The 19,471-nt window shown below is 36.5% G+C and carries 5 protein-coding genes; 1 reads left to right on the forward strand and 4 read right to left on the reverse strand.

Annotation, left to right across the window (positions count from 1 at the left end; all coding sequences use genetic code 11):
* Positions 1-218: 218 nt before the first annotated feature.
* The 4 genes from VB713_RS01035 to VB713_RS01050 form a co-directional block, all read right to left on the reverse strand.
* Positions 219-1,502, reverse strand: coding sequence for an MFS transporter (locus VB713_RS01035; protein ID WP_323309728.1), 1,284 nt, complete (start codon positions 1,500-1,502; stop codon positions 219-221).
* A 61-nt stretch (positions 1,503-1,563) separates the two neighbouring features.
* Entirely contained in the window at positions 1,564-10,089 is an 8,526-nt protein-coding gene (locus tag VB713_RS01040; RefSeq protein WP_323309729.1) for a non-ribosomal peptide synthetase, read from the reverse strand.
* Between the two features lie 112 nt (positions 10,090-10,201).
* Entirely contained in the window at positions 10,202-11,068 is an 867-nt protein-coding gene (locus tag VB713_RS01045; protein WP_323309730.1) for a hypothetical protein, read from the reverse strand.
* Between the two features lie 184 nt (positions 11,069-11,252).
* The gene (locus tag VB713_RS01050; RefSeq protein ID WP_323309731.1) at positions 11,253-12,167 is read right to left on the reverse strand and encodes a glycosyltransferase family 2 protein; all 915 of its coding nucleotides are present in this window, start codon (positions 12,165-12,167) and stop codon (positions 11,253-11,255) included.
* A gap of 844 nt (positions 12,168-13,011) precedes the next feature.
* Here VB713_RS01050 and VB713_RS01055 point away from each other — a divergent pair.
* Positions 13,012-19,440, forward strand: a complete 6,429-nt coding sequence (locus VB713_RS01055) for a non-ribosomal peptide synthetase (RefSeq protein WP_323309732.1) — start codon at positions 13,012-13,014, stop codon at positions 19,438-19,440.
* Positions 19,441-19,471 lie beyond the last annotated feature (31 nt).

The raw sequence follows: 19,471 nt of genomic DNA on the forward strand, positions 1-19,471 counted from the left end.
AGTGCTGTATATACTCAACACGGCTAGAAATTTGACTTTTTGAGAATACAAAAACCCAGTTTTAAGCCTCTCCCCTCATGGGGTAGAGGTACTCTTCGAGAAGCCGCTTCGCGTCTATGGAGAGGGGTTCTATATTTGGTTAAACTAAATGAAATCCGCTGCATTTATTCAAAAAAATACAAAAAATGCTGTATGAATTGAGATGCACTAACCCTGACTTATTGAGTCGATACTTCCAAATCTCGAATAGCAGGGTATTGAGAGCTAATAAATACTGTTGCTAATAGAAGAGATCCTATTATTACAAACAATAGTCCAATACCACGACCAGGACCAGACCCAATTATTTGGCCTAAAAGTAATTCAGCCCCAGGTCCGTCAAAAGACATGAGTGGCTCAAAAACATAATCAGCAAGCGGTCCAGCAATAATTGCAGCAAGCGGTACAACCGTTACCCATATCGATCCAGTTAAGGCAAATACTCTTCCTTGTAACGATTCAGGAACTGTTGTCTGTAAGATAACTTGCACTAAGCCACTGATAAAAGGTGTAGTCAGAAAGAAAAGTAAAGTAGCAATGGCAATTTGAATGATAGAAGGGCGTAAACCGGCCAGAATGATGCACAACCCACTCAGCGACATAGAGATGAGAATAGGATTGATCAAGTTCTGCCAATTTTTTTTCCATGTACTCATTATTATAGAACTGACTAACATCCCCATCCCGCTAACAAATACGATCTGTCCTAAACCAGATGGACTGGTCAAGGAAAGAATTAGTGGAAAGCTTAATACACTCATTAAGCCAATAAAAAATTTGTAAATGGTGAACAGAATCACAAAGCTAAGTAGTCCAGGATTTTCTGTTAGATAAGTCCAACCGCCTAGTGTTTCTTGCCAAAATGAAGAAGGTGGATTGTTCTTATTCTCATCATCAGCCTCATTTAATTGAGGGAATCGTACTAACAGAAGGGGAAAAATAGCAATCAGTAAAGTTATAAAATTGATGATAAGAATGCCTTTTGGCTGAAGAATACTCAGCAAAATACCTCCAAGTAAAGGTCCAATGAGTTGCTGAATCCCCATGCCCAATTGAATTATCCCATTCACTCGTGGTAAATCTTCTTGAGGCACTAAAGTAGTAATAGAAGCCTGATAAGCAGATGCATGGAAAGCGCCAATAATGGAAGTCAAGATATTTCTAAGATAGACGTGCCAAATTTCTAATTGACCAATACTAATTAGTGCTATTAACATTAGAGTCAATAGTCCTTGACAGGCATTACTAATAATCATGATCCAGCGACGATCCCAGCGATCAACTAATGTGCCTGTTATGGGCGAAACAATGATGATTGGTATTGTACAAGCAATGGTAAGGAAAGCAAATTGGGTGGCAGAACGAGTTTCCTGAAAAATCGAGATATCCAGAGCAAACCCGGTCATGGAAACACCAATTAAAGAAATTAGTTGTCCTAACCAAATAAATGTAAAAGTCTGCATTTTTTATTTATAAAACCTATGGTATACAAATCTAGATGAGACTAGCATAAAAAGCTACAAGTTAGTTATCTAAAATCTCCACAATTTCAGCTACTAAATTTTTGACATCAGGTTCTTTTAGCATAGTTTGATGTTCACCTGTTACACAATAAACACGCACTTTTTCGCTGGTTAATTGTCCCCAACCAACTGTATTATTATTCGGAAACTGTTCCGCTAAGGATGCAGTTTTAAAGAGTGCAATAGGAGATTTCACAGGTTGTGGTTGATAAATCAGACTAGCCTGTAAATTAGCTTTATAAACGTTAATTAACCCTGCAATTAAATTCCGTCCTGAATCTGGTGGGATAACTTCATGATGCTGCAAAGTTTGTAGCACATATTCAAATTGGGATTCTTGATCTAAAGTTGCTAGTTTGTCATAGGCAATATTGATGGTTTTTTGAAAATGCAATCCTATTTGTTCAACAATAAAGCAAAGAATACCAGCATCATCTTCGAGGGAAGCTGTAATTTCATCCGTTGCTAAGGGTGGATGAGTGTCCATAATTAATAGATGTGCAACTTGTTCTCCTCCAGTTTCTAATTGTTTAGCTATTTCAAAAGCAATTAATCCTCCTAATGAGTGACCACCTAATAAATAAGGGCCACAAGGCTGTATCTCTTGAATAGCAATGATATAACTGGTTGCCATTGCTTCGATAGTACCTAAAGGCGGTTGTTTACCATCTAACCCATGTGCCTGAATTGCATAAATAGGACGTTGTTTGTCCAGTTGTTTAGCTAATTTTTCGGCTAAGACTGAATAGGATAAACCATAGCCACCTGCTTGGTGAATAAGAAATAAGGGAAGTAGATTACCTTTAGTTTGGAGAGGAATGAGAACATCTAAATTACTGCTGGGTTTTTCTTGCTCCAGCAATGCAGCAATTTTTTCTATCGTACCTTCTCTGAATAAGGAAACAACTGGTAAATTACACTTTAATTTTTGTTCAATGGCAGCTATTAATCTAATTGCCAAGAGAGAGTGACCACCTAAATCAAAGAAATTTTCAGTCACACCTATAGGACTAACTTTTAATATTTCTTCCCATATTTCCACTAACTTATATTCTAAAGGTGTGCGGGGTGAAATTTGTTGATCAGAGTTAATATTTCTGTCTACACTTAGGGCAGATAGGGCTTTTCTATCAACTTTACCATTAGGTGTTAAAGGTAGATGATCCAAAATCACAAAATTACTGGGTATCATGTAATCAGGTAATTTAGCTTTTAAGAAATCACGCCATATACTTGAAGAGATTAATTGCTGTTGCTGAGTAACAATATAGGCAATGAGACAGTTACTACCAGATGAATCTGTAGAAGCAATCACCACAGCATTAAGTACATCTGGATGTTGACTTAATGTCGTTTCAATTTCTCCTAATTCGATGCGGAAACCACGTATTTTGACTTGATGATCAATACGTCCTAAAAATTCGATGTTACCATCAGGAAGATAACGAACTAAGTCACCTGTTTTATAGAGACGCGCACCTGGTTGATGATTAAAAGGATGAGGAATAAATTTATCATTATTTAATTCTGGACGATGGAAATAACCCCTCGCTAGTCCACGACCCCCAATGTGTAATTCTCCTGGAACACCAATGGGAACTGGTTGTAAATGGGAGTCAAGAATATAAATTTGGGTGTTAGCAATTGGGCGACCAATAGGAACTATTTGTTGGTTAGTTTCATCCTTACAAGTCCAGAATGTGGCATCAATACAAGCCTCGGTAGGTCCATAGAGATTGTGCAAGTTCACGTTTAGTTTACTCAACAAACTCTGTTCCAGAACCACCGACAAAGGTTCACCTCCACAGAAGATATGTTTTAAAGATGTACAAGCCTCAATTCCCCCCTGTTCTAACAGCATTTGTAGTAAAGATGGAACAAGTTGCACAATAGTTACTTGTTGTTCAGATATAAGTTTTAAGAGGTAAGCACTGTCTTGATGACCACCTTTTTCTGCAATTATTAATTGTCCCCCTGTTAATAAAGGCGCGTAAAATTCCCAAACTGAAGCATCGAAACTAAAGGGAGTTTTTTGTAATACTTTATCTGTTTCTTGGAAAGAGAAAGTTGCTTGCATCCATAACATATGATTACAGATAGCATGATGTGGTATCATCACTCCTTTCGGTTTACCAGTTGAACCTGATGTATAAATTAGATAGGCTAAATTTTCACCGACTACATTACTAACAAAGTTTTCTGTACTTTCTTGACCAATAATTTTCCATTCAGTATCTAAGCAAATAATTTTGTTAATCGCTGGGATATTTAAAGTTTCCAGCAGTTCTTGTTGAGTTAATAATATTGATATTTGAGCATCTTCTAACATAAAAGCTAGACGCTTTTGAGGATAATTTGGATCAATGGGAACATAAGCACCACCAGCTTTAAGAATACCCAATAAACCAATTACCATTTCTAAAGAGCGCTCAATACAAATCCCCACCAATACATCTGGTTTTACACCTAAAGATTGCAGATAATGGGCTAATTGATTTGCTAGTTGATTTAACTCTTTATAAGTAAGAGTTTGATTGTTAAAAACCACTGCAACTGCATCTGGTGTTTTTTCAACCTGTAGTTCAAATAATTGATGAAGGCATTTGTCTTGAGGATAATTAATTTGAGTTTGATTCCATTCAACTAACAACTGATGTTGCTCATTTGCTGTAAGTAGGGATATTTCTTTAATTCGCTGTTCGGGTTCGGCAACAATATTATTTATTAAAGTTTGAAAATGCCCAATCATTCTCTTAATTGTGGCTACATCAAATAAGTCTGTGCTATATTCCCATATTCCCTCAATTCCTTGTGGGGTTTCTGTCATCAATAAAGTTAAATCAAACTTGGAAACTGTTTGTTCAATTTCCCAGGGAGTTAGTTGCAAATCAGGTAATTCTAATTTACCCATTGGTGCATTTTGCAAGACAAACATCACCTGAAATAAGGGATGATGGCTCAGATTTCTTTCAGGATGTAGTTCTTCGACAATTCTTTCAAAAGGTACATCCTGATGAGCGTAAGCTTCTACGGTTTCTTCTTTAATTCTGGAGAGTAAATTGATAAAATTAGGATTACCACTTAAATCATTTCTCATCACTAAAGTATTGACAAAAAAGCCAATTAAATCTTCAACTTGTTTGCGATTACGATTAGCAATTGGTGTACCGATTAATAAATCCTCTTGTCCTGAATAACGCATTAATAGGATGCTAAATACCCCTAATAATCCCATGAATAGGGTAGCACCTTGAGATTCACATAATTTTTGAAACTTCTCACTTGTTTGTTTATTAATACTAAAGTATACTGCACTACCTTGGTGACTAACAATTGGAGGACGGGGATAATCTGTTGGTAATTGTAAAACCTCAATTGCACCAGCTAGTTTTTGTTTCCAATAAGCTAATTGTGCAGGTAATTCTGTTTGTTCAAAAATTGTCCGTTGCCAATTAGCAAAGTCAGCATATTGGATAGATAAAGGAGTTAAAGATTTGACATTATCTTGACAAAATGCTGTATAAAATAAGGATAATTCTTTAATCATTAATCCCAAAGACCAAGCATCAGCAATGATATGATGTATTACCAATACTAAAACATGAACATCTTCAGATAATTGATAAAGATGGAGACGCAATAAAGACAGTTTGCGAAGATTGAACGGAGTTATAATTACTTCTTTAACTGCTTCTTTCAGTTTTCCTTCTTGGGTTTTAGAGTCTAAATGACTGAGATTTGTTACCGCTAACGGTACTTCTGCAAATTCATGAATTACTTGGATTGGCACACCTGCTTGACTATCAAAGGTTGTGCGTAATACTTCGTGACGTTGAATAATGATTTGCAAACTTTGGTGTAATACTTCTAGGTTTAAATTGCCATTTAAGCGGAAAGCAACTGAGATATTATAAGCAGGAGTATTGGGTTCTAATAAATCTAAAAACCACAGTCGAGATTGGGAGAAAGAAAGAGGTAAATTTTCACGGGTAGAAACAGTAGCAATAATATCTTGATGGGTATTTGTTCCGTCACTTACCCTGGCTAAATGATCAATTTCTATCGCTAAATCGGCAATAGTTGAATATTCAAAAATTGCACGTAAAGGTAAGGCTAAATTAAATTCTTCTCTAATTCGAGAAACTAATTTAGTGGCTAAAAGTGAATGTCCTCCTAAATGAAAGAAATCCTCTTGAATACCGATTTTATCAATTCCCAAAACATCAATCCAGAGTTGGGATAATTTCTTTTCTGTGGAAGTTGTCGCGGGAATAAAAGCTTGTTTACTAATAGTTAAATCTCGTTCTGGTGTTGGTAAAGCGCGTCTGTCTAGTTTACCACTGGGAGTCATGGGAAAACTTTCTAGCATCACAAAAGCAGATGGACGCATATATTCTGGTAATTTTTCCCGTACCTGTTCTTTTAACTGGGAAATTAAGGATTTAGCAAAACGCCCTTTAAGTGGATCAATCCAGTAAGAGTTATTATTGTCTGTAGATATTTTGCTGGTAATTGGCATTACTGGTGCAAGACATTTTTCCTCTGTTATTGGATAGAAACAGACATCAAAGTAATCAGGGTTTTCCGGTGAATAACTAATATTTACTTGGCAACCAATTTCTTGAGCAATTGCATATAATTCTGCTGGATTAATTGCCTTTTTAATATCATTATTTTTAATAATTTTATTTAATTGTTCAACAGTGGTTTCATTATTATTTTCTAACATCCATTGATAAATAGCTGCATCTTTAATTAACCTTGCATTGCGTATATTACACCAACCAATTGTACCTATTTTGATAATTTGCTGTTTTAAGTCTTCTAATTGTAAATTTGCTGTTTCCCAATTTTCCCAAATAATTTCTGTAAGCTGATTTGCTGATGTACCTAATTTATGCAACACAACATCATAACGGTATTTAGTGAGTTCATTATCGCTATTTTCGGCTTTGAGTTGAATTTCTACTGCGGTTAAATCGGGGAATATTGTGGTTAAATTAACAAAGAAAAGCGGATCAATTACTAACTCATTTTCTGTTTTAGCTATACGTTTAACCTGGGTTTTAAATGTTTCCCTATCTGTGTTTTCATCAGCTTGAAAATAGGCAACACTGGCATGAAAATAATTTAAAAGTGATAAATTCCGATTATCACCAATAAATAAACTTCCTCCTGGTGTTAATATTCGCAAAGCACCTGCGATTACTTGCTGTAAATATTCGATAGAGGGAAAATATTGAGCGACGGAATTAATGACGATACTATCAAAATAATTTTCAGGAATTTCTGAAAAATTAATAGCTTCTCTGGTTAGTAAATTAATATGATTCCAGGAGCGATTTTGCAGGATATTTGTCAAGCGAATAATTGCAGCTTGGGAAAAATCTGTTCCCCAATAAGATTCTACTTGATCAGCAATATTTAATAAAATCATCCCTGTACCGCAGCCAATTTCTAGAACTTTTTGGGGTTTTAGAGATTGAATTCGCGTCAGGGTATTATTTAGCCATTGTTGCATTTCTTCCGTAGGAATAGGTTGATTGTCATAACTACTATTCCAACCGATAATGTTGAAGGCTTCGTTCCCTTCGGCTTCGCTAATACTATAGGTATCGTTAAAGGTATATTGCCATTCTTCGGTTTGTTCTTTTGTTAAAGTTTCTGAGTCAAGGATTTGATTTTTAGGAACAATATAAGCCTCTATTCGCACATCTTCTTTGGTTTCTTCTCTGACAATGACTAAAGCATCACGTACTTCTGGATGACGTTTAATAACTGCTTCAATTTCACCTAATTCAATGCGGAAACCACGAACTTTTACTTGATGATCATTTCGTCCTATATATTCAATTTCGCCATTATCAAGAAAGCGAGCTAAATCACCAGTTTTATAGAGACGTTCTGGATTTGAATTATTAAATGGGTTGACAATCATCCTTTCTGCGGTTAATTGGGGGCGATTCAAATAACCACGAGTTACACCTGCACCACCAACGTACATTTCCCCAACTACGCCAACAGTAACGGGTTGACAATAACGATCTAAAATATATAAGGAAAGGTCAGGAATGGGTTTACCAATTAAACTTCCTAACCGTTGTTTGACATCTTTTAAGTAAATTGGACGGTAAGTTACATGAACTGTGGTTTCTGTAATTCCGTACATATTTACGAGTAAGGGGAATTGATCATCGTGACGTTCAAACCAGGGTTCTAAACTTGCTAAATCAAGGGCTTCACCACCAAAAACAACATAACGTAATTCTATTTCTGCTTCCCGACAAAGTATTGATTCTGCCTGGATTAATTGCCGAAAAGCTGAGGGGGTTTGATTCAAAACTGTGATTTTTTCATCACACAATATGTTATAAAATTCTTCAGGTGAACGACTGACTAAATAAGGTACAATTACTAAACGACCACCATAGAAAAGCGCACCCCAAATTTCCCAAACTGAGAAATCAAAAGCGCAGGAATGAAAGAGTGTCCAAACGTCTTTGGCGTTAAAGTTAAACCATTTTTCAGTGGCTAACATTAAACGGACAACATGACGATGGTTGACAACGACTCCTTTGGGTTTTCCCGTAGAACCAGAGGTATAAATAATGTAGGCGGCGTTATCTGGAAAGACTAATATTTCTGGTTCTGTTGTTGGTGCTTGTGCTAGTTCAGTTTGGCAATTATCAATAAATATAGTCTTGGCTGAATGAGGTGGTATTTGGGTTTGAAATTGAGTATGGGTGAGTAAAACTGCTACCTGACTATCTTCTAGCATATAGGCTATGCGATCGCTTGGATAGTCAGGATCAAAGGGAACATAAACACCCCCAGCTTTCAAAATAGCCAAAATAGTCACTATCAAATCCAAGGAACGAGACAACCACAGTCCCACTCTTGCTTCTGGTGTGACTCCAGCATTAATTAAATAATGTGCTAATTGGTTAGCGCGATGATTTAAGTCTGAATAAGTGAGGCTTTCTTGTCCAAATTTTAGCGCTATTTGTTGGGGACGCAATTTTGCTTGTTGAGTGAAAATTTCATGCAAACAAAACTGCACAGGAAAAGTTTGGGAAGGTTGACTTGGTGCTAAAACAGCTAATTCTTCTGTTAGTAAAAAAGGTACACGACTGACTGGGGTATCTGGTTGGGAGATTAAATTTTCTAGTAGTTGGCAAAAATGACGTGCAAATCTTTCTACTGTTTCTCTTTTGAATAAATCTACGTTGTAGGATAAAACTCCATTTAATCTATCTTCGCTTTCGGTAATGAACAACTCTAAATCAAAACGAGCCGCTTCTTGAGTTGCTAAGATAGAAACTTTTAAATCACCTGTGCTAAATTCTGGTTTAGGTGCATTTAATAAAGTAAAGGCTATTTGAAATAAGGGATTACGACTGGTATCTCTTTCTAAGTCTAGTCTTTCTACTAAAGTTTCAAAAGGAATTTCTGTATGTTCAAAACCTGTCAAAATTGTTGTTTTGACTCTATTTAATAGTGTTCTTAAACTAGGTTCATCAGCTAGATTAGTGCGAATTACTAACATATTCACGAAAAAACCAATCAGTTTTTCCGCATCCATTCCTGGACGGTTAGCAATGGAAGTTCCTATAGGTATATCATCTTGTCCGGTGTAACGTGATAAAAGGACTTGAAAAGCAGCCATCAATGTCATAAATAAGGTTGTTCCCTCTTTTTGACTCAAGGAACGAATGGCTGTAGTTAGATGGTTTGATAGTTCAAATTTAACTAAATCTCCGCGAAACGTTTGTAATCGTGGTCTAGAAAAATCAGTGGGAAATTGTAAAACTGGTAATTCTGACAGTTGTTTTTCCCAATAATTAAGACTATTTTCTAAATGAGAATTATGAGATTTTTCTTTTTGCCATAGGGCATAATCAGCATATTGAAATCTTAATTGAGGAAGTGTGATTTGCTCTCCTGAAATTGCTACTTGATAAAGCAGAGCTATTTCTTGTAAAATCACACCAATAGACCAAGCATCAGCGATAATATGATGTAAAGTCAGGGTGAGAATATGTTGATTTGGTGAAAGTTGGAAAAGGCGAGCGCGGATTAATGGACCAGTTTGTAAATCAAATGTATAATTACCTTCAGAATGTGTTATTTTAGTAATTATTTGTGTAGGTTCAGTCGTATTTTCACTCCAATCTTCTAATACCAGTTCAGTCAAAGGATGAGGATGGATTTTTTGCCAAGGTTCTCCATCAATATCTACAAATATGCTGCGGAGGCTTTCATGTCGTTGTTGTAATTGTTGAAAAGCCTGTTGCAAAGCGGCGACATTTAATAATCCTTGGAGACTAAAAACAGAACAAATATTATAAGCGGAGGATGTTGGTTCTAATTCATAGAGAAACCACAACCGTCTTTGTTGAAAGGAAGCAGGTGCTTGGGTAAGGTTAAGACGTGAAATTAATAAGTTATCCTTTTCTAATTCGATTCCTTCTTCTTCGAGCAGCAATTCTAAAAGATCAATATCTTCGGCTTCTGAATAGTTCATCATATCAATAATACATTAAGGTTACGAAGACCAAAAAATACAGCAAATAGTTTTTTGTTGCTTGGAAATATAAACTCCAAGCTGGCAGTATTTTCCTTTTCTGTAACCATAGAAACTAGCTCCAGTAATAAACTGCATCATGCTGTTTAGCGAAGGAAAGAAATCCGCCAATGGTTATTCTGGTGCGATCGCCAACCGTTGGCACAATACAATGATAAAAACGACCACCATCGAAAAGCATCATATCTCCAACATTCGGCTTAAAAGTCATACTCCCATATTCTTGATCAAATAATGGATGTGATTTATGATACGAACGGTTTATGTTGTCAAATGCTAACTCCTCACCGTCCCACTCCATTCCATAAACCACCAATTCCCCTCCAGATTCAGGGAGAACTAAGGGAACGAAGAAACTTAGCTGGTCTGTGACATCAACCAGAGTTCTCAAATGCTCACTTTGAGGACTGTTCAAAAAATCATTTCCCACATGAATAGGAAATTCATGATCAGTTGGTACTTGACGGATAGTAGCTGGTATATAGCTTTGTTGTTGACTCTTACTGGGTACTTTTACTGAAAGTCCCCCAGAAAGAGAACCCAATACATATTCCATTAGCTCCTCAAAGTCCAACGTCCCTGCAAACAATTTGCGGCATTTTTGTCGAAAAATGGCTGCATAATCAAAGTATTGTTGCAAGCCAGGGTCACTGAAAACAATGTTTTCACCGAGAGTATAGGCTCCTTTGATTGCGTCAGCAAACTTAGTATCTAAAATATCACTCATACCCCCTTCGTCACTGTTGAGGCGACTAACGACTAACTCAACAGTCTCTTTAGGCAGTGCCTCACGAATAATCATACCTTCAAAGCTGCGGTTAAGTAGCATATCTTGTAAGGCGTTGGGATGCTTTTCTATTTCTGAGATATGGATATCGAGAAAGTTAAATAATGGTTCTTTAGAAATGACTCTTTTAGGCATAATTTTTAGCCCTGATATCCTAATATTTAGTGTTTGAGTTACAAATTCTGAAACTATGGAATCGTTACCCCATCGACACTACTATATATTTCATATAACCATCTTCTTGTCAATCAAAATCTTCTGGATTTAACTATAAGTTTTTGTTATGCGTTTTTTATGGTAATGTGGCAAGAACAAAAAATTACAGCAGATAGTTTTTGGCTGCTTGGAAATATAAACCCAACGCTGGCAGAATTTTTTTTTCTGTAATTAACTGATTCGCAGACATCATTTTTATTAGAGGAGTTAATCTTTTTTTATACACAAATATAGCTTGATCAACCTGTTGCTTTTCTTTGGTATTTAGATATTTTTGGTTTTCCCACTTATTCATAATTTTTCTAGCCTGTGCTTCAAAATCGACTTGTCTATGTAGTTGATTTATATTATGTATACGATATTGATGGAGTTTTTTTGCAACAAAATGAACCTTGCTAATTAAGGCAATTTGTAATAATAGATCAAGTATATGTCCACCATTTCTCCCTAAATTTTCATCCCATCCTGATGTTTGCTCATAGATGCTACGACGGAAAACAGTGCGTCCATCCAGTCCTCCTCCTAACCCAGCCGCAATAGCTACTAAAGGCGTTTCAGGTGTGTTGTATGGTAAAGTTTTTACACCAAACATAGAAGGAATAAATCTAGGACAATAAACAGTATTTATGGGTTTATCTTCTGCGTCAATGTTATAAAAATCGCAGTAAGCCGCACCAACATCAACGTGTGCATTCAGATAGGTAATCATTATCTCTAACATCTGCGGTTCTAGACAGTCATCTGCATCAAAAAATAGTAGGTATTGCGATTGTTGAGAACAGGCTTTAAAGCCATTATTCCGTGTAATGCACATACCATTGTTAGACTGTCTAATTAACTTTAAACGTGGTTCTAATTCTGCATAGGATGCGATAATTTCGGCGGAATTGTCTGTACTACCATCATCTACAATAATATGTTCCCAATCAGTGAATGTTTGAGCGCGAACACTCTCTATCGCTTTACCAATAAATTTTTCAGTATTGTAGCAAGGGGTAATAATACTGATATGAACCATAAAAATTAGTTTCAGAAATGGACTGGATTATGATCTTTAGTGGAGTAAATAAATCCACAATTATTCTGCTGCCAATACTGTTCGGTTAAGGCTTTGTTATATCGTAGGTTAGGTTGTTCGCGTTAGCGTTGCGAAGCAATGGAACGTATCCCTGACGGGAGGCGAAGCCATAACCCAACTAAATCCTTGGTAATGTTGGGTTGAGCGACAGCGAAACCCAACCTACATTTCCTTAACCGACAAGTATTGATTCTGCTGCGATCACCAACTGTATACTACAGTACAATGATATACTGCCAACGGGTGAAATCTAGACTTATGTCATACTGTATCACTGACGGGGGCGTAGCCATACGTAACGTAGTGCAGCGTATCCCTTCGGGACACTTCGTACCCTACGGGAAGCAAGCTACAGAATGACACGTTTAACCCGTTTTTAGTATAACATTGAGTCTTTAAGTTAAAAATCATGAAACCTAAGTTATACTTCGCAAGGTTACAATTTGAGCTTTTGCTTAAATGTAATATATGGATGTAAAAACGCAAGTTATGGCCTTCTTAAGTATAAGTTGGCACTATCCAAGCCTCGAAACCATCCCCGCAAACAAGAAGGGGTCTTATGATGTATCTCATTTCAGTGCGTACTGATATGTATTTGTTATTTTATGGTATTGACATTATCATATATTTCATATAATCATCTTCATTGTCAATCAAAGTCTTTATTTCATCCAAGAATAAGTTTTTCTTATACTTTCACCTGAAAACAAAATTTTGAATATCAAAACTTCATAGGAAATTTTAAACAGTCAATTTATTCATTTATTTGAGGAATAAATAGATCATGAATCAGCGACTTCCATTATCAATCAATCAAAGAGAAATATATATTGACCAAATTATGTGGTCAGAAGGTTCTCATCTTAATATTGGTGCAACTGTAATAGTTCATGGTGGTTTTAATAGGGAAGTTTTCAATTATGCCATAAATAAAATCATTGCTTGTTATCCTGCTTTGCGGACACGAATTTATGAAGTTGAGGGTAAACCTTTACAGACTATAGTAAATCACCAAGATGCTAACATTCCCTTGGTTGATTTTTCCAGTTATGAAAACAGTAAAAAACAGGCTGAAGAATATATCAATCAGGAATTTATTAAACCTTTTAGCTTTGGTGAAAATTCCCCCCTGATTGACTTCCAATTAATTTGTGTTCATCAAGAACACCATATCATTTTTGCTAAATATCATCACGCTATTACTGATGGTTGGGGAACTGCTATTTTCTTTCGAGAAGTAATTAAAACCTATAATCAAATTCTCCATAATAGTAAGGATAATCAAACAGCAAAAGATTGGGTAATTGCCGAATATATCGAAACAGAATCAGAATATTTAAAATCCAATAATTTTCAGCGCGATTGTAATTATTGGCAACAGCGTTTAAGTGGCATTTCACCTAATATTTTTACCTCAATCAAACAACAAGAATTGTACGGACAACGACAATCTATTTATATTTCGCGTGAACAATATAACCAAGTTAACCAACTTTGCCAAAACATCCAATCAAATGCATTTCATTTTATTCTGAGTTTAATTTCTATATATTTAACTAAACGCTATAGAAAGAAAGATTTAGTTGTAGGGTTGTCTCTTTTAAATCGCAGCAAAAAAAGCTTTAAAGATGCCATTGGTTTGTTTGTCAGCACTATTCCCTTCCGCGTAGATATTAATAGTAATGAAACAATCCATGAACTATTAGATAAAATTCGTTCTTTATTACGCCAAGATTATCGTCATCAACGCTTTCCTCTGGGAGAAATGAAGCGTCTTTCTGGATTGCAATCTAATAATAAAGAACATCTTTTTGAAGTTTATCTTTCCTACGAAAGACATGATTACAACGAATATTTTGCCGATACTCAAACAAGTTGTATTCCTCTTTATAGTCATCAGCAAAAAGTCCCTTTGATTATTTATGTGCGAGAATATGCAGAAAATAGTGATATTAAAATAGATTTTGATTATAACCTTTCCTATCTAGATACAGAAACAGTTGAACAAATAACTACAAACTTCCAGCGATTATTTACTGAAGCGGCAAATAATTTAGAAAGTACAATTTGTGATCTTGCCATTTCCCTACCAGAAGCAAGAGAGATTAATATTTCTCAACCCGAAATTTTAATAAAAAACCCCACGGAAACACTAATTTCTGCTTTTGAAAGCATTGCTCAAAAATATCCAGAAAACCTAGCAGTTCAATTTAATAAACATATTCTGAATTATACAGAATTAAATAATCAAGCCAATCGATTGTCGCATTATTTACTCAGTCAAGGAGTACAGCCAGGAACAAGAATAGGAATATGTTTGGAACGTTCGGAACAGATAGTTATTGCTATTTTAGCAATTCTCAAAACTGGATCAGCTTATGTTCCCCTTGATCCTAATTCTCCTGCTGTCCGTCGTCAATTAATTCTGCAAGATAGTGGAATTTTAGTATTAATTACAGAAGAAACACTACTATCAGAATTAACTAACGAAAAAATCACCGCTTTTACTCTCAAATCTATTGAATCTGAACTTAGCCAGCAACCAGATACGTCACCACAAATCACTATAAAACCGGATTTTCCTGCCTATATTATTTACACTAGTGGTTCTACTGGAACTCCTAAAGGTTGTATTGTTAACCACAGTAACGCTATCCGATTAATGCGTTCGACAGAACCCTGGTTTGGCTTTAATGAAAATGATATTTGGACGCTATTTCATTCCTTTGCTTTTGATTTTTCCGTGTGGGAATTGTGGGGTGCTTTATTATATGGTGGTAAGGTAATTATTGTTCCTTTTTGGTTAAGCCGAACACCAGAAACATTCCGGGAATTTCTCACCACAGAACGGGTAACTGTTCTCAATCAAACCCCTTCAGCTTTTTATCAATTAATTCGCACTGATGAAGCTAGTGTGGGACAATTAGCATTGCGCTATGTAATATTTGGTGGTGAAGCTTTAGATTTACAAAGTTTGCAACCTTGGTTGGAAAAGTATGGGGATAAAAAACCTTGTTTAGTAAATATGTATGGGATTACAGAAACTACCGTTCATGTTACTTATCGTCCTATTTATCGTCAGGATTTAAAAACAAAAGCGAGTGTAATCGGTAGAGAAATTCCTGATCTTTCTATCTACTTACTAGATGAAAAATTAGAACCTGTTGCTGATGGTATTCCTGGAGAAATTTATGTAGCTGGTGCGGGGGTGACAGGTGGTTATTTAAATCGTCCTGCATTAACAGCAGAAAGGTTTTTACCAAATCCCTTTGGTAGTGGGAGAATTTACCGCAGTGGTGATTTAGCGCAAAGATTAACAAATGGGGATTTAGAATATTTAGGAAGAATAGATCAACAAGTTAAAATTCGCGGTTTTCGGATTGAGTTGGGAGAGATTCAAGCAGCGTTAACATCTCATTTTCAAGTCCGAGAAGCAGTGGTTATAACTGATGAATGGGAAGAAGAAAAACGCCTGGTTGCTTATTATGTACCTGGGGAATCTCAACCTCACGGAAATGAACTGCGTCAATATCTTAAAAATAAGTTGCCTGATTATATGGTTCCCGCTGCTTATGTAAGTGTTGATGTTTTCCCTTTGAATGTGAATGGTAAAATTGATGTTAAATCTTTACCTGCACCGGATTGGAATTTGTTAAGGGTAGAGGAAGATTATATCGCTCCCCGCAATCCAGAAGAAGAAAGTTTATGTGCTATTGTGGCAGAAATTCTGGGTTTGGAAAAGGTAGGTATTGATGATAATTTCTTTGAAATTGGTGGAGATTCAATTTTAGCTTTACAAGTGATTGCCAAAGCTAAAAAAGCGGGTTTTGCAGTTTCAGCTAGAGAGTTATATGAATTTGCAACTGTGCGTTATTTGGCTACTAAAAAAGCAGTAGTTAAAATATCACCTAGTATTGATCAAACTCCTGCAATTAATTTGATTGCAGCAGACAAACAGCTTTTACCACAAGATGCTGAAGATGCTTATCCTCTTTCTAGTTTACAAGGAGGAATGCTTTATCACAGTGAATTACATCCTGATTCGGCCATTTTCCACCAAATTTTTACCTTTGATTTACATTTAAGTTATTCAAAATTAGCTTGGGAAAAGGCAATTTCTGATATTTGTTTAGCCAATCCAGTATTAAGAAGTTCTTTTCATTGGACAGGATATAGCACTCCTATTCAAATTGTACATAAAGAAGTTGAACTACCTTTAACTGTAGTTGATTTGCGAAATTTAAAAGCAAATGCACCTGTTGAAATTGCTGCATGGATTGAATTAGAAAAAAACCGTGCTTTTGATATTACTAAATCGCCTCTTTTTCGCTTCCAAATTCACAGAATATCAGATGAAAAACTCAGTTTTAGTTTTAGTTTTCACCATGTTATTCTTGATGGTTGGAGTGTGGCAACTTTGCTAACGCAACTATTACAGCGTTATGTGCAGTATTTAAAATCGGAAACTTTGCTACCTTTAGTTCTCCTAGAGATTACTTATAAAGATTTTATTATTCAAGAACAAAAGGCGATCGCTAATCAAGAACTCCAACAATTTTGGCGACAACATCTCAGCGATTTACAAATAACCACTCTCCCGCGTTTACATCCAATCGCCTTAGCAACAAACTCTCAAAAACGCCAGTTAAAACGCCTATCCGTTACTATTAATGAGGAATTGGCCAATAAAATCCGTAAACTCACAAAAAATATCGGCATTCCCTTAAAAACAGCCCTTTTAGCTTTACACCTGCGAGTTCTCTCCTTTATCACTGGACAAAAAGAGGTGGTAACAGGTAACGTAATTAATGCCCGACCGGAAATTACTGATAGTGAAAATTTATTGGGTTTGTTTGTGAATACAGTACCCTTGCGCTTGGAGTTAACTTCTGGCAATTGGATGGATTTGATACAGGCTGTGTTCCGTGCAGAGACAGAAATTCTTCCCTATCGTGATTTTCCCTTAGCGGAAATTCAGCGTCTTATTGACAAACGCCCCCTATTTGAAGTGGGATTTAATTATGTGCATTTTCACGTCTATGAAGGGTTGTTAAATTTACCGCAAATTCAAGTTGACAAAGTTGATATTTTTGAAGAAACAGATTTCCCCTTCTTGACAGAATTTTGTTTAGTACCAGGAAGTGCAGCATTAGAACTGAATTTAATCTATGACATCCAACAATTTACAGATGCACAAGTTGAGCAATATAGCAAGTATTACCAAACTGCCTTGGCAGATATGGTTACTCATCCGCAAACAGCATATAACAGATACTCGCTCATCTCCACCCCAGAACGGCAACAATTATTACAAGCAGTCAACACCAATCCCCAAAACTTTTTATCTGCGGATACCATAGTTTCTGTATTTGCTCAAACAGTGGCAGAATATACAGATAAAACTGCCCTAGTTTATCAACAAACCAGCCTCAGTTTTGCAGAATTAGAAACCCGTGCCAACCGCCTCGCGCATTACCTGCAAACCCAAGGAGTCAAACCAGAAAGCTTAGTGGGTGTGTGTTTAGAACGTTCAGAACAATTAGTAATTACCATTTTAGCGATTTTGAAAGCTGGTGGTGCTTATGTTCCCATTGATCCTAGTTACCCAAGCGATCGCATAGAATTTCTGCTACAAGATAGTGGTATAGTCTTCTTAATCACAGAAAAAGCCGTAATTTCCCAATTACCCGAATGTGAAAAAGACATCCTCATCCTTGAAGATATTGTCACTCAATTAAAACCGGAAAATTCTCAACCCCCAATAGTCCACATATTACCAGATCATCCGGCTTATGTAATTTATACCAGTGGTTCTACAGGCACGCCCAAAGGTTGTATCGTCACTCACGCTAACGTCATTCGCCTCCTCAAAGCCACTGCATCCTGGTTTGAGTTTAACAGTCAAGATGTCTGGACTTTATTTCACTCCTACGCCTTCGACTTCTCTGTATGGGAAATATGGGGAGCTTTATTATATGGTGGTCAAGTAGTAGTAGTCCCTTATTGGACAAGTCGCTCACCAGCAGACTTTTTCCACCTGCTACAAACCCACCAAGTTACAGTATTAAATCAAACACCCTCAGCCTTTAAACAATTAATCCCCATTGCTAAAGAAAAGCCAGAAAAGTTACATTTACGCTACGTTATTTTTGGGGGAGAAGCCTTAGAACTAACCAGTTTACAACCTTGGGTGGAATTATATGGTGACGAACAACCGAAATTAATTAATATGTACGGTATCACCGAAACCACCGTTCACGTCACCTATAGACCGATTACTCAAGCAGATATTAGCAATAATCGTGGTAGTCTTATCGGTCAGCCTATTCCCGATTTACAACTTTATATCTTAGATGAAAATTTAGAACCCTCACCCATAGGAGTGTCTGGAGAAATTTATGTTGGAGGTGCTGGAGTCACCAGAGGATATTTGCATCAACCACGCTTGAGTGCAGCAAGATTTATTCCCAACCCCCACAGCCAAACCCCTGGTAGTCGTTTATATCGTAGCGGTGACTTAGCTAGGCGTTTACCAGACGGAGAAATAGAATATTTAGGACGTGCAGACCAGCAAATTAAAATACGTGGTTTCCGCATCGAACTAGGAGAAATTACTGGAGTTATTAATAGTCATCCTCAAGTCAAACAAGCATTAGTCATGGTGCAGAAAACCACAACTGGAGAAAATCGCATAGTTGCCTATTTTACATCTGATATTGCAGCAGACCTGAAAACAGACTTACCAGAGTTTTTAAAGACTAAACTACCCAATTACATGATTCCAGCGGCCTTTGTGCCACTAGAAACCATACCCTTAACAGTTAACGGTAAAGTAGACCAAAAAGCCTTACCTGCACCTGATTGGAATTGGACAAGTAAACCTTATATTGCCCCCAGAAATGACCAAGAAGCAACTATTTGTGACCTCATGGCTTCCTTGTTAAAACTAGAACGGGTAGGAGTGAAAGATGATTTCTTCGATATTGGTGGAGATTCCCTATTAGTAGCACAACTAGCTATGCGTCTACGCCAAACATACAACAGCGAATTTCCCTTACCGGAATTGTTTATTCATCGTACCCCAGAAGCGATCGCTCTTTTACCAGCAAATTCTCCCACAACACCAACAATCACCGATATCCCCAAAGCAAATCGTCAAAGACGTTCTGTAAAATTAAGTGATGACGGCATTTTAATTAAAGGCAATGAATAATAATGTAGTCGGACAAAATTAAATCCGTGTA

It is taken from the genome of Anabaena cylindrica UHCC 0172, assembly GCF_034931625.1.
GTDB classification, from domain to species: domain Bacteria; phylum Cyanobacteriota; class Cyanobacteriia; order Cyanobacteriales; family Nostocaceae; genus Anabaena; species Anabaena cylindrica_A.

What these genes read in the sequence shown, in the direction of transcription:
- VB713_RS01035 (WP_323309728.1), bottom strand. Translation starts at nt 1,502, where the DNA reads ATGCAGACTTTTACATTTATTTGGTTAGGACAACTAATTTCTTTAATT.
- VB713_RS01040 (WP_323309729.1), bottom strand. Translation starts at nt 10,089, where the DNA reads ATGATGAACTATTCAGAAGCCGAAGATATTGATCTTTTAGAATTGCTG.
- VB713_RS01045 (WP_323309730.1), bottom strand. Translation starts at nt 11,068, where the DNA reads ATGCCTAAAAGAGTCATTTCTAAAGAACCATTATTTAACTTTCTCGAT.
- VB713_RS01050 (WP_323309731.1), bottom strand. Translation starts at nt 12,167, where the DNA reads ATGGTTCATATCAGTATTATTACCCCTTGCTACAATACTGAAAAATTT.
- VB713_RS01055 (WP_323309732.1), top strand. Translation starts at nt 13,012, where the DNA reads ATGAATCAGCGACTTCCATTATCAATCAATCAAAGAGAAATATATATT.